Origin of the sequence: Terrabacter sp. 2TAF16, from assembly GCF_052115065.1 — a bacterium.
Taxonomy (GTDB): Bacteria; Actinomycetota; Actinomycetes; order Actinomycetales; family Dermatophilaceae; genus Terrabacter.
Genome location: NZ_JBFRFZ010000015.1, coordinates 1 through 11,994, shown reverse-complemented (window position 1 = coordinate 11,994; position 11,994 = coordinate 1). Strand labels below are relative to the sequence as shown.

Here is an 11,994-nt window from a genome sequence, read left to right as displayed (position 1 = left end):
GCGTGGCCGTGTCGAGACGGCGCGGGCCCGTTCGACGTGAGGGCATGACGACGACTTCGCAGCCCCAGACCCTGTCCACCGCGCGGCCGACCCGCCGGCAGTGGGTCGCCCTCGGCGTCCTCGCCCTGACGGCCCTGCTCCTCTCCCTCGACGTCAGCGTCCTCTACCTCGCGCTGCCGGAGCTGTCCGCAGACCTCGGCGCCAGCACGACCCAGCAGCTGTGGATGCTCGACATCTACTCCTTCGTCCTCGCCGGCTTCCTCGTGACGATGGGCGCGGTCGGGGACCGCATCGGGCGCAAGCGCCTCCTGCTCATCGGCGCGGTGGCCTTCGGCGTCGCGAGCGCGGCGGCCGCCTACGCCTCGAGCCCCGGTCAGCTGATCTTCTGGCGCGCGATGCTCGGCATCGCCGGCGCCACGCTCATGCCGTCGACGATGGGCCTGATCCGGACGATCTTCACCGACGAGAAGGCGATGATGACGGCGATCGGCGTCTGGTACTCGTGCTTCATGGGTGGCATGGCCGTGGGTCCGCTCGTCGGCGGCGTCCTGCTCCAGCACTTCTGGTGGGGCTCGGCGTTCCTGCTCGGCGTCCCGTTCATGGTGCTGCTCGTCGTCGTCGGCCGTCGCGTGCTGCCGGAGTCCGACCGGCACGCCGGCGCCCCGGTCGACGTGGTCAGCTCGGTCCTGTCGCTCGCCGCGATCCTGCCGGTCATCTACGGCTTCAAGGAGATCGCCCGCGGCGGCGACACGACGACGGCCCTCCTGACGATGTCGGTCGGGTGCGCCCTCGGCCTCGTGTTCGTCCGCCGTCAGCGGCGCATCGCCAACCCGCTCCCGGACCTGACGCTCTTCCGCAGCCGCTCCTTCTCGACGGCGCTCGCGGTGATGCTCGTCGGCGGCGTGGTCATGGCCGGTGTGTCGTTCCTCAGCTCGCAGTGGCTGCAGCTCGTCGCGGGCCTCGACCCGCTGGGCGCGGGCCTCACGATGCTGCCGGCCAACATCGCCCTGCTCGTCGGTGCGTCCTCGTCGGCGCGGATCGCCCACCGCCTCGGCACGGCGCGCACCATGGCCACCGGTCTGGTCGTCTGTGCCGCGGGACTCGCGCTCTACACGCAGGTCGGCCCGGCCCAGGGCCTCGGCCTGCTCGTCTTCGGCATGTGCCTGACCTCCTTCGGGATCATGCTCCCGTCGACCCTGACGATGGGGGTCATGATGCAGTCGGCGCCGCCGGAGCGCGCCGCGTCGGTCGCCTCCATGTCCGAGACGTCGGGTGAGTTCGGGATCGCCGTCGGCATCGCCGGTCTGGGCTCCCTCGCGACGTTCGTCTACCGCGACCAGCTGGCGCCGTTTGCCGCCGCGCACGGCGGGAGCGCCACCACCGCCGCGCTCGACTCCCTCGCCGGCGCCGTCCGCATGGCGACGACCCTGCCGGCCGAGGCCGCCCGCGGCCTCGTGACCGCGGCCCAGGAGGCGTTCACGGCCAGCCTCACCGTCGTGGCCGGCGTGGGCGCCGCGCTCTTCGTGGCCTGCGCGGTCATTGCCCTGCGAGTGCTGCGTTCGCGCTGATCGCCCAGGTTGCATAACCTTGACTTATGTAGTGCATAATGCAGGGATGAGTTCCTCGCGCTTCCCCGCCGTCGTCGACGAGATCACGGTCCGGCTCATCGCCGCCGTCGTGCTCGTCATCGGCGTCGTCGCCCTCGCGACCCAGCAGTGGTGGCTCTACGCCGTCCTCGCCGTGGACTTCAGCCTGCGGGCCACGCTCGGACCCCGGGTCAGCCCGATCGCCCGGCTCGTGCAGCGGTGGATCCGACCCGCCGTCTCCGCGCCGAAGCGACCGACGGCCGGTCCGCCCAAGCGGTTCGCGGCGGCCATCGGTGCGGTCATGACGGTCGCCGCGACCGCGCTCTGGGTCATCTCCCTCGTCACCGGCTCGACGGGCGTCATCGTCGCCGTCGTCGTCATCGGCGCCATCATGGTGCTCTTCCCGGCGCTCGAGTCGATCCTCGGCATCTGCGTCGGCTGCATCCTCTTCTCGGGCCTCATGCGCCTCGGCGTCATCCCCGAGGAGGTCTGCCTCGAGTGCGCGGACATCACGAAGCGTCGTGAGCGTCTCGTCGCCGAGCGCGCGGGCCAGCAGGCGGCCTGACCGTCAGTCGGCGGCCTGACCGTCAGCCGGCGGCGGCCCGCAGCTTCTCGAGCAGCGGGCCGGCGGCCTCGTCGAGGAAGCGCGCCTGGGCGTCCCCGCCGATCTGGACCAGGGCGATGTCGGTGAAGCCCGCCTCCCAGTAGGGGCGCACGGCCTCGACGATCGCGTCGAGGTCGGGCCCGCACGGGATCGAGGCCGCGACGTCCTCGGGGCGCACGAACTGTGTGGCACCGGCGAAGCCGGCCGGGGTGGGCAGGTCGGCGTTGACCGACCAGCCGCCGCCGAACCAGCGGAACTGCTCGTGGGCTCGGGCCACCGCCGCGTCGCGGTCGGGGTCCCAGCTGATCGGGATCTGGCCGATCGCGCGGGCGCCGGAGCCGATGCGCTCGGCGCCGTCGGTGCGGTTCCACGTCTCGACGAGCTCCGCCTCAGGCTGCACCGCGATCATGTGGTCGGCGAGCGCGGCGAGCCGCTCGATCGACGCGTCGCCGCTGACGGCCACGGCCACCGGGACGAGGATGTCCGGCAGGTCCCAGATGCGCGCCGAGTCGACGTCGAAGTACTCGCCGTGGTGGGTCACGAGCTCGCCGGAGTGCAGCTCGCGGATGATCTCGATGGCCTCGACGAGCATCTCCTGGCGGGTCACGACACCGGGCCAGCCCTCGCCGACGACGTGCTCGTTGAGGCTCTCGCCGCTGCCGAGGCCCAGCGTGAAGCGGCCGTCGGAGAGCAGCTGCATCGTCGCCGACTTCTGCGCGACGACGGCCGGGTGGTAGCGCATCGTCGGGCACGTCACGTAGGTCATGAGCTCGAGGCGCTCGGTGGCCTGCGCCACGGCGCCGAGCACCGACCACGCGTACGGAGCGTGCCCCTGCTCCGTGAGCCACGGGGAGTAGTGGTCGCTCGAGACCGCGAGGTCGAAGCCGACCTCCTCGGCGCGCACGGCCCAGCGGACGAGGTCCTTGGGGCCGCTCTGCTCGGTCATCAGGGTGTATCCGAAGTTCGTCACGCCGAAGACCTACCCATTTCTCGGGAACTGCCTGTACAGGGTCTGTCCACAGTTGTGGACGAGGCTGTGGATCGTGGCGGTCCCGTCAGGACGGGCGGTGCCTCCCGAGAAAGGTGCGGATCGCCTCGCGCGGCCGCTCGCGCAGCTCCGCGCCGTGCGTGAACGCAGCGACGTCGTAGTCGAGCTCGCCGAGCAGGTGAGCGGTCTGCTGGGTCATGCGGAAGTCGGTGCAGAAGGACTTGACGGGCCAGCGCAGGCCCATGACGTTGAAGATCGCGTCGCCCGTGATGAGCGTGCGCGACTCCTCGTGGAGCAGCGACACGTGCCCGGGGGAGTGCCCGGGAGTGTGCACGACCCGGAGGCCGCCGGCGATCGGGAGCACCTCGCCGTCGGTCATCTCGCGCTCCACGGTGAGCGGCTCGAAGTCGCGGCCGGGCCGGGAGAAGCGGTCGAAGAGGCGACCGAGCAGGAAGCTGCGGTCACGCGGCGGCGAGGACCCCTCGACGGCGTATGCCGCGTCGTCGTGGTGGATCGTGAAGCCGCGTCCCGTCTCGCGGGCCACGTGCGCCGCCCCGCCCGCGTGGTCGGGGTGGGCGTGGGTCAGCAGCAGGCGGGTGACGTCGGCCGGGGCCGCCCCGATGGCGCCCAGGGCCGCGATGACCTTGGGCCCCGAGCTCGGCAGGCCCATGTCGACGAGCGTCACCTGGCCGTCGTCGTCGCGCAGGATGAAACCGTTGACGAGGTCGCGCACGAGCGGGATGCGCCAGACGTTCGGCGCGAGGGGAACCACGAGCTCCTTGGCCATGGGCCGACCCTAATGGCGACCGGTGCCGCGCGCCCGGGCTGTCGAACGTCGGGTGAGAGGCAGCCGCTCTGCGGGTAGGAGCCGAGGGTGGCGGTCGACGCCACCCAGAGCAAAGGAGGGCCACATGGCCAAGCGAGTCGCATTCCTCGTCGCGAGCGAGGGCATCGAGCAGGTCGAGCTGACCGAGCCGTGGAAGGCCGTCACCGACGCGGGGCACGAGGCCGTCGTCGTCAGCCCCGAGGCCGGCGAGGTGCAGATGTTCAACCACCTCGACAAGGCGGACACCAAGGCCGTCGACGTCACGGTCGCCGACGCCACGGCCGAGGACTTCGACGCGCTCGTGCTGCCTGGCGGGGTCGCCAACCCCGACAACCTGCGCACGCACGCCGACGCCGTGGCCCTCGTGCGCGACTTCGTCGCGTCCGGCCGGCCCGTCGCCGCGATCTGCCACGCGCCGTGGACCCTCATCGAGGCCGACGTCGTCAAGGGCCGCCGCCTCACGTCGTGGCCGAGCCTGCAGACCGACATCCGCAACGCCGGTGGCGAGTGGACCGACGAGTCCCTCGTCGTCGACGGCAACCTCATCACGAGCCGCAACCCCGACGACCTGCCCGACTTCTGCGGCGCCGTCGTCGAGGCGCTCGAGCACGGCTCGGCTGCCGCGACGGCAGCACCCTCCGCCTGAGGGGCCACCCGGAGCTCAGCCGAACCCGTGGCGGGCCAGCGGGTGGAGCAGCTCGCGCTCCTCGTAGGCGAGGTGTGACAGGAGCGTGTCGGTGAGCAGGTCGAGGGCGCGCTGGATCTCGTCCAGCGCGTCCTGGCCGGCCCGGCCGTAGGGCTCGCTCCCGACGAGCCCGACGAGGGCGTCGTCGACCTGCTCGAGCACGTCCGAGATGACGTGGTGCTCCTCCTCGAGCCGGTCGATGACCGGGCCGAGATCGGGCTCCGCCCCGCGCAGGTGCACGAAGATGCTCCGGTCCTCGAGGGTGTGGTGCCCGGTGACGAGGCGGCAGTACGTCTCGCAGTAGGCGCCGAGCGTCCAGTTGTTCTGCCGCATCGCCATCGTGTTGATGACGGACCGTGCGGCCCCGGTCGACATCGCGCCGCGGCGCACCTGGCCGACGATGTCGCGCAGCTGGGCCAGCTCGCCCCGCAGGTGGTCGTGCACGTCGACGAGGTGCTGCGGGACGGCCTGCTCGGCGGCGGAGTATGCCGCGTGCTCGGGCTTGGCGGTCACGGGACGGTCGTCCTCCCCCCAGGGGAGTGTCGGGCTGAGTCGGACCCCGTCGTCCGGTGTCGCGCGGACGGTGAGTGGCGCGCCGTCGGCCGGGGCCGCCGAGGTCGGCGGGGTGGCTGGCGGCGCCGCACCGACGTCACCGGCCCCGCGGGCGCGGCGGGCACGTTCGGCGTCGACGAGGTCACGCACGGCTGGGGCGACCTCGACGGCATACCGCCGCAGGACGTCGGGGTCGTCGGTGCCGAGGACGAACGTGCTCATCCCGTCAGCCAGGGCGAGAGCCGCCAGCTGCTCGGCCCAGTCGTCGGCCGTGCCCCGGAGGAAGCCACCGCCCGTGCCGAACGAGCCGAAGACGTTGTACATCCGGCGAATCGCCTGCGGGCCGCGACCGGCCCGGTCGGCGGCCTCGTCGATGACGGCGTTCATCCCCGGGAGGGCCTCCGGGTCGGCGTAGCCCATGCTCGGCAGCCACCCGTCGGCGAGACGGGCCGTGACTCGCAGCATGCGCGGCTTGTAGGCACCGAGCCAGATCTCGACGGGGTGCACCGGGAAGGGGCCGGTGTGCAGCCCGGTCACCGAGTAGTGCTCGCCAGGCACGGTGACCGACCGCGCGCCCGGCTGGTCGGGGTCCTGGCCCCAGACGCCGCGGATGATCCGGATCGCCTCGACGAGCGCGTCGACGGCCTCCCCGGGTGTGCGGCGCTCGCCGCCGGCCGCGACGATCGCGTCCCAGAAGGCGCCGGTGCCGAGACCGAGCTCGGCACGGCCGCCGCTGATGACGTCGAGGGTCGCGATGTGCTTGGCGAGCCCGACCGGAGGCCGGAGCGGCAGGTTGGCGACGTTGGCCGCGACGCGGATCGAGCTCGTGCGCGCCGCGACCGCCGTGAGCAGGGTGGAGGTGTCGAGGTGCTTGGCGTTGTAGGGGTGGTCCTGCACCGTGAAGAGGTCGAGGCCCACGACGTCGGCCAGCTGCGCCAGCTCGAGCGTCTCGTGCACCCGGGACGCGTCGGGGCTCGCGAACACCCCGAAGTGGAGGTCGTGCAGGTAGTCCATGCGGTCAGGGTGGCATACGCTCCGGGCCATGAACGGGGACGACGCTGCCGTCCAGGCGCTCCGGGCGCTGATCCGCATCCCGACGGTCTCCGACTGGGAACCGGCGCGCGAGGACCGAGCCGTGTTCGAGGCGCTCCTCGCCGAGCTGCGCGAGCGCTTCCCGCGGTTGCACGCCGCGTGCGAGGTCGAGCGCATCTGCGGCGACGCCCTGCTCGTGCGCTGGCCGGGCCGTACGCAGGAGCCTCCGGTCGTGCTCATGGCGCACCTCGACGTCGTCCCCGTCGACGACGCGTCGGTGTGGACGCACCCACCGTTTGCGGCAGAGGTCGCCGACGGGCACGTCTGGGGCCGTGGGGCGCTCGACTGCAAGGGGTCGCTCGTCGCGACCTGTCAGGCGGTCGAGGACCTCATCACCGAAGGGGTGACCCCGGGCCGGGACGTGTGGCTCTCGTTCGGCTGCAACGAGGAGGTGTCGGGGCGCGCCGCCAAGGACGCCGTCGCGATCCTGCGCGAGCGAGGGGTCGAGCCGTGGTTCGTCATCGACGAGGGCGGCGCCATCGTGCAGGGCGCTCTCCCGGGGGTCGACGCGCCCATGGCCGTCATCGGCGTCTCCGAGAAGGGCACGGTCGACGTCGACCTCATCGCGCGGGGCGATGGGGGCCACGCCTCCGCGCCGCGTCGGATGGGCGCGACGAGCCGGCTGGCCCGCGCGATCCTGCGCCTCGAGCGGAAGCCCTTCCCGAGCCACCTGCCCGACGCCACCGTCGACATGCTCGAGCGCGCCGGCGCCCATGCGCGTATGCCGTATGCCGCGGTCTTCGGTCGTGCGCGCCTGCTGCGGCCCGTGCTCTCCCGGGTCCTCCCGCGGCTGGGGCACGAGACCGCGGCGCTGACCCGGACGACCGTCGCCGTGACCCAGCTCTCCGGCTCCCCGGGCGCCAACGTCATCGCCGCGACCGCGCGGGCCCACGTCAACATGCGGGTCATGGTGGGCGAGACCGTCGACGGCGCCATCGAGCGGATCCGCCGCACGGTCAAGGACCCCCACGTCGAGGTGACGCTGGTCAGCGGCGACGAGCCGAGCCCGGTGTCGCCGACGGACGACACGGCATACGCCCTCCTCGAGTCGACGGTGGGGGAGGTGTTCCCCGGGACGGTGGCGGTGCCGTACGTCATGCTCGCGGCCACCGACTCACGCCACTTCCACCGCGTCTGGCCGCGCGTCTACCGCTTCACGCCGTTCCGGATGACCGACGCGCAGCGCTCCTCGATCCACGGCGTCGACGAGCGCATCGGCGTCGCAGACCTCCACGACGGCATCGCGTGGTACCGCCGCCTCATCGAACAGCTCTAGTCGAGTCAGCCTGAGAGAGAACGAGATCCGCATGTCAGACAGCACGGCCGTCTCCGACGCCGCCCGGGCCGTGGCCCGCAGCCCGATCACGAAGGTCGTCGGCTTCCTCATCTGCGTCGAGCTCGCGAGCGGCGTGCTGCAGGGCTACTACACCCCCATCTTCACCGACATCGCGCGGCACCTGTCGATCAAGGACGCCGACGTCAACTGGTTCGAGGCCGCCCAGCTCATCGTGTCGGCGCTCGTCGTGCCGCTCCTCGCGCGGCTCGGCGACCTCATCGGGCACCGCAAGGTGCTCCTGCTCTCGACGGTCGTCACGGCGGTGGCCTCGTGGGGCGTCGCCTTCGCGCCGACCTTCGGTCTCTTCCTCGTGGCCTGGGCGATCCAGGGCTTCTACGTCGTGTGGCTGCCGATGGAGGTCGCGATCATCCACCGCCGCACCGGCGGCTCCGAGCGACGCGTGCGCGGTGCAGCGGGACTGCTCGTGGCCGGGCTCGAGCTCGGGGTCATCGCCGGCGCCCTGACCAGTGGCGCCCTCGCCGAGTCGCTCGGCATGACCGCCCTGCTCGCGCTGCCGGCCGTCGTCGTGACCCTGGCTCTCGTCGCGATCTGGTTCGGCGTCGAGGAGTCTCCCGTGCTCGCCCACGGCACCGTCGACTGGCGCGGCTTCTGGCTCATCACCCTCGCCCTCGGCCTCGTCATGGGTGGCCTCGTCATGCTGCGCGTCCTCGGACCGGGGAGCCCGTGGCCGTGGGTGCTCGTCCTGCTCGGCGCTGCCGCCTTCGTGCCGTTCGCACGGGCCGAGCTCGCGCACCCGGAGCCCCTCGTGGACCTGCGCATCCTCGGGGCGCGTGGCCAGTGGCCCGTCCAGGCGACGGCCTTCCTCTTCGGCGTGTCGGTGCTCGGCGCGCAGATCCCGCTGTCGACCTTCGCGCGCACCGACCCGGCCGTCACCGGCTACGGCCTCGGCGCCTCGGCGGGCAAGGTGTCGATCATCATCGGTGGCTACGTCCTGTCGCTCGCCGTCGGGGCCCTGCTGCTCCACCTGCTCGCGCACCGGACGGGGACGCGGGCGGCCATGGTCGTGGCGGCGGTCCTCGTCGCGGTCGGCTACCTGCTCTTCCTGCCCTTCCACGACACCCTCGCCCAGACGATGACGAACATGGTCATCGCGGGACTCGGGTCCGGAGCGCTCGTCGCGGGGCTGCCCACGGCCGCGGCCGCGCAGGCGCCACCGACCCACACCGGCCTGACGACGGGCATGACGAACACGACCAAGACGATCGGCGGAGCGTTCGCCTCGAGCGTCTTCGCGATCGCCCTCGCCTCGACGGGCACGGTCGACGCGGAGGCGACCGCCCACGCGTCACTGTCCGGCTACCTCACGGTGTGGGCGATCTGCGGTGTCACGGCCCTCGTCGCAGCGGTGTTCCTGGCCGTCGTGCGACCGGTCAGCGACCGGTCCGCTGTCGCTGCGCCCGGCTGAGCACGTCGGCGGCCACCTGGGTGACGGGCGTGCCACGCTGCTCCGCCTCGGTGATGAGCAGCTCATAGGCCGTCGCCATGTCGATCCCCTCCAGGTGTGCGAGGGCCCCCTTCGCCTGCTCGATGACGACCCGCCCGAGGAGGGCTTCGCGCAACGACTCGGTGATCCGGCGCTGGTCGACCGACTGGCTCTGCAGGATGACGATCGTCGACATGTCGGTGAACGCCTGGGCCATCACGCGCTGCGCGTCGTCGAGCGCGGCATCGCTGCGCGTGAAGACGTTGAGGGCGCCGAGGGCGCGGCCGTGCCACACGAGTGGGAAGGCGTGCACCGCGGCGAAGCCGGCCCGCACGATCGCCTCACCCGCGATCGGCCAGCGCAGCTGGATGACGCTCGCTCCGAGGGCGACGACCGGAGCGGCCGACCGATGGCACTCGACGCACGGGCCCTCGTCCTGACCCACCTGCAGGGCCTCGAGCTCGGCCACCCCGTGGGACGTCGACACGAGCAGCTCGAGGGAGTCGTCCGGCGCCTGGACGATGAGACCCATCGCATCGACGCCGAGCGAGGACGAGCCGTCGCGGAGCAGGCGCGTCAGCAGGTCGGTGACGTCGTGGCTGTCGACCATGGCGGCCGTGGCCTCGGCGAGGACCTGGCTGGTCGATTTCGGGTTCATGCGGGGTCCTTCGTCGTCGGGCCCGTGTCGGTGAAGTCGAGAGCACGGTCGAGCACGAGCGCTCCGATCGCCTCTACGGTCGTGTCATGCGCGTAGGCGTGGGCCCGGATGACCGCCATGGCGTCCACCGGTTTGACCCCCAGCTGCGCGACGACCATCCCGACGGCCTGGTGCACCTGCTGGCGCACGATCCACGGCCCGACGTCGTCGGTGAGCAGTGCGTTGTGGCCGAGCAGGGCGGCACCCACGGCGTCGGCGAGGAACTGGGCCACGACGGGGTCTCCCGCCACGGCCTCGGGCGACTCGTCGTAGACGATGACGACACCGAGGGAGCGGTCGTCGGGTCGCATCGGTGCGGCACACACCCAGAGCTCGCCCAGCTCCTGACGCGCCGTCGCCGAGAAGTGCTCCCACGGCGTGGGCTGTCGCAGGTCGGCGGTCACGACACGGCGCGAGGTGAAGGCGTCCCACCCGGGGCCCTCGCCCAGGACCTCCTGGAGTCCGTCGAGCCGCGCGGCCGTGGGGTCGGTCGCGCAGAGCGTCAGGCGGTCGGGCTGGTGGTAGCCCAGCGTGATCGCGGCGCCGGCGCCGCCGAAGACGTCGACGAAGGCGTTGCATAGGCGGGCCGGCAGGGGGAGGCGGTCGACGTCGCGCGCGATGCCGCGCGTCAGGGCCGAGAGGATGGCAGCGCGGTGGCGGGGGTCGGGGCCGACGTACTCATCCGTCATCGGAGGCCAGCCTTGCCGGGCTGGACTCGGTGGCGTGCCCTGGCGTGTCACGCACGGTGAGACGCTCCTCTGAGGGGATGGTGGTCAGGCTGCTGCGCGACCACTCCTGAACTCTACGCGCCCGTGGTCAGCGCATCTCAGTCCCCGAAGCAGCGGCGGCGCGGCCCCGGTGGTGATGTCATGGGAGCCATGGACATGCCGAAGCACAGCGACGAGGCCAAGGCCCACTTCCGGGGTCTCGTCAGCGACGGGCCCGGTGTCGAGGTCAAGCCGATGTTCGGCAGCCTCGGGGCCTTCGTCAACGGCAGCATGTTCGCCGGGCTCTTCGGAGAGGACGTCGGGGTCAAGCTCGATCCGGCTGGGCTCGAGGAGCTGAGGGCGCTGCCGGGCAGCGGACCGTTCGGTCCGGCCGGCCGCCCCATGGGTGGCTACCTCTCGCTGCCGCCGGACCTCGACGACGCTGCCCTGACCGCTTGGGTCGACCGCGCCCGCGACCACGTCGCGACGCTCCCGCCCAAGGTCAAGAAGCCGAAGACGTAGCCGGGTGGCCTCCCGCGACTCCAGGCACTCCGGCGATGCCGGCAATGCCGGCGACACCGAGTCGGCCGCTCGTTCGGAGCTGCGCGCGCTCCTCGGTGACGATTCCGGGGTCGAGCTGCGCCCGATGTTCGGCACCCTCGCCGCGCTGGTCGACGGGCACGTCTTCGCCGTCGCGCTGGACGACGTCATCGGGGTGAAGCTCGCCCCGGATGCTCGGGCCGTGCTCGAGACCCTGCCCGGCTCCGAGGTCCTGACGATGGGCAGCCGCCGGATGAAGGCGTACCGAAGCCTCCCGTCGGGGATGCCCGCCGCAGAGCGCCGCGCCTGGCTCACGCGGGCGCGTGACCATGTCGCGACCCTGCATGCCTGACCCTGCCTTCCCGACCCTGCCTTCCCGACCCCGCGTTCCTGACGCGGCACGGCCCACTCAGAAGGGTGGCGGGTCGTGCGCGCCGAGGTGACGATGCCCTGAATCGCCATGCGCCTGTGAGGGATCGGTTGACGTGGTGGGACTGCCCCGTCCTGCCGGTGGGTCTGCACCGTCGCGCCAGTTCTTGGGGTGGGTGGTGTAGGTGCGGCCGGTGAGGGTGGTCCAGGTGAGGCCGTGCTCGGGGGTCGGGGTGGAGGTCCAGATGCCGTCGGTCTTGAGGTTGTGGTGGAGGCGGTGTTTGGCGTGGAGGTTGCCGACGTTGGTGGGTCCGGTGGGCCAGGGGGTCTCGTGGTCGAGGTCGCAGCGGGTGGCCGGGACGTGGCAGTCGGGTCCGCGGCAGACCCCGTCGACGGCCTGGACGTGCTCGACCATGGCGCGGGTCGGGCGGTAGCTGCGGGTCGGGCGGGACAGGGCCCGGCCGGTGGGCAGCTCGACGGGCAGGGTGGCCCAGACGGATCCGGGGCGGGTGATGATCTCGCGGGCGTGGGTCGCGGTGACCCAGCCGTGGCCGGGCAGCTCGCAGGC

13 protein-coding genes are annotated in these 11,994 nt (G+C 72.3%); 7 read left to right on the top strand and 6 right to left on the bottom strand.

What is annotated here, in order from left to right; genetic code table 11:
• Positions 1 to 44 precede the first annotated feature (44 nt).
• The gene (locus AB4Z14_RS18910) at positions 45 to 1,568 is read left to right on the top strand and encodes an MFS transporter (protein WP_442276550.1); all 1,524 of its coding nucleotides are present in this window, start codon (positions 45 to 47) and stop codon (positions 1,566 to 1,568) included.
• A gap of 46 nt (positions 1,569 to 1,614) precedes the next feature.
• Complete coding sequence (locus tag AB4Z14_RS18905; RefSeq protein ID WP_056778762.1) at positions 1,615 to 2,151, top strand: DUF4395 domain-containing protein; 537 nt, start codon at positions 1,615 to 1,617, stop codon at positions 2,149 to 2,151.
• A gap of 22 nt (positions 2,152 to 2,173) precedes the next feature.
• Here the strand turns inward: AB4Z14_RS18905 and AB4Z14_RS18900 are convergent, their stop codons facing one another.
• A complete protein-coding gene (locus AB4Z14_RS18900) occupies positions 2,174 to 3,160 on the bottom strand; it encodes an LLM class F420-dependent oxidoreductase (RefSeq protein ID WP_442276549.1) in 987 nt (328 codons plus the stop codon).
• 85 nt (positions 3,161 to 3,245) lie between these two features.
• Positions 3,246 to 3,965 (bottom strand): MBL fold metallo-hydrolase, encoded by a 720-nt coding sequence (locus AB4Z14_RS18895; RefSeq protein ID WP_442276548.1) that lies wholly within the window; start codon positions 3,963 to 3,965, stop codon positions 3,246 to 3,248.
• A 124-nt stretch (positions 3,966 to 4,089) separates the two neighbouring features.
• On the opposite strand from AB4Z14_RS18895, the gene AB4Z14_RS18890 reads away from it, so the two are divergent.
• The gene (locus AB4Z14_RS18890) at positions 4,090 to 4,650 is read left to right on the top strand and encodes a type 1 glutamine amidotransferase domain-containing protein (protein WP_442276547.1); all 561 of its coding nucleotides are present in this window, start codon (positions 4,090 to 4,092) and stop codon (positions 4,648 to 4,650) included.
• Positions 4,651 to 4,665: 15 nt separating this feature from the next.
• Here AB4Z14_RS18890 and AB4Z14_RS18885 read toward each other — a convergent pair whose 3' ends face one another.
• Positions 4,666 to 6,255: an LLM class flavin-dependent oxidoreductase gene (locus AB4Z14_RS18885; RefSeq protein WP_442276546.1), complete on the bottom strand. Its 1,590-nt coding sequence runs from the start codon at positions 6,253 to 6,255 to the stop codon at positions 4,666 to 4,668.
• A 28-nt stretch (positions 6,256 to 6,283) separates the two neighbouring features.
• Between AB4Z14_RS18885 and AB4Z14_RS18880 the strand changes: the two genes are divergently transcribed.
• Both AB4Z14_RS18880 and AB4Z14_RS18875 read left to right on the top strand, forming a co-directional pair.
• Positions 6,284 to 7,609 carry a M20/M25/M40 family metallo-hydrolase gene (locus AB4Z14_RS18880; protein ID WP_442276545.1) on the top strand — a complete coding sequence of 442 codons (1,326 nt, stop codon included), beginning with the start codon at positions 6,284 to 6,286 and terminating at the stop codon, positions 7,607 to 7,609.
• A 31-nt stretch (positions 7,610 to 7,640) separates the two neighbouring features.
• Positions 7,641 to 9,095: an MFS transporter gene (locus AB4Z14_RS18875; protein WP_442276544.1), complete on the top strand. Its 1,455-nt coding sequence runs from the start codon at positions 7,641 to 7,643 to the stop codon at positions 9,093 to 9,095.
• On the opposite strand, the gene AB4Z14_RS18870 is transcribed toward AB4Z14_RS18875, so the two are convergent.
• Together AB4Z14_RS18870 and AB4Z14_RS18865 are read right to left on the bottom strand one after the other, a co-directional pair.
• Positions 9,061 to 9,771: a GAF and ANTAR domain-containing protein gene (locus tag AB4Z14_RS18870; protein ID WP_442276543.1), complete on the bottom strand. Its 711-nt coding sequence runs from the start codon at positions 9,769 to 9,771 to the stop codon at positions 9,061 to 9,063. The genes AB4Z14_RS18875 and AB4Z14_RS18870 overlap by 35 nt on opposite strands.
• Positions 9,768 to 10,499 carry a GAF domain-containing protein gene (locus AB4Z14_RS18865; RefSeq protein WP_442276542.1) on the bottom strand — a complete coding sequence of 244 codons (732 nt, stop codon included), beginning with the start codon at positions 10,497 to 10,499 and terminating at the stop codon, positions 9,768 to 9,770. The genes AB4Z14_RS18870 and AB4Z14_RS18865 overlap by 4 nt, the downstream gene beginning before the upstream one ends.
• Positions 10,500 to 10,688: 189 nt before the next feature.
• On the opposite strand from AB4Z14_RS18865, the gene AB4Z14_RS18860 reads away from it, so the two are divergent.
• Together AB4Z14_RS18860 and AB4Z14_RS18855 are read left to right on the top strand one after the other, a co-directional pair.
• Entirely contained in the window at positions 10,689 to 11,039 is a 351-nt protein-coding gene (locus AB4Z14_RS18860) for a TfoX/Sxy family protein (RefSeq protein WP_442276541.1), read from the top strand.
• Between the two features lie 4 nt (positions 11,040 to 11,043).
• On the top strand, positions 11,044 to 11,409 hold the full coding sequence (locus AB4Z14_RS18855) for a TfoX/Sxy family protein (protein ID WP_442276540.1): 366 nt from the start codon (positions 11,044 to 11,046) through the stop codon (positions 11,407 to 11,409).
• Between the two features lie 57 nt (positions 11,410 to 11,466).
• Here the strand turns inward: AB4Z14_RS18855 and AB4Z14_RS18850 are convergent.
• Positions 11,467 to 11,994, bottom strand: a 528-nt coding sequence (locus tag AB4Z14_RS18850) for an HNH endonuclease signature motif containing protein (RefSeq protein ID WP_442276539.1), incomplete at its 5' end; no start/stop codon positions are given.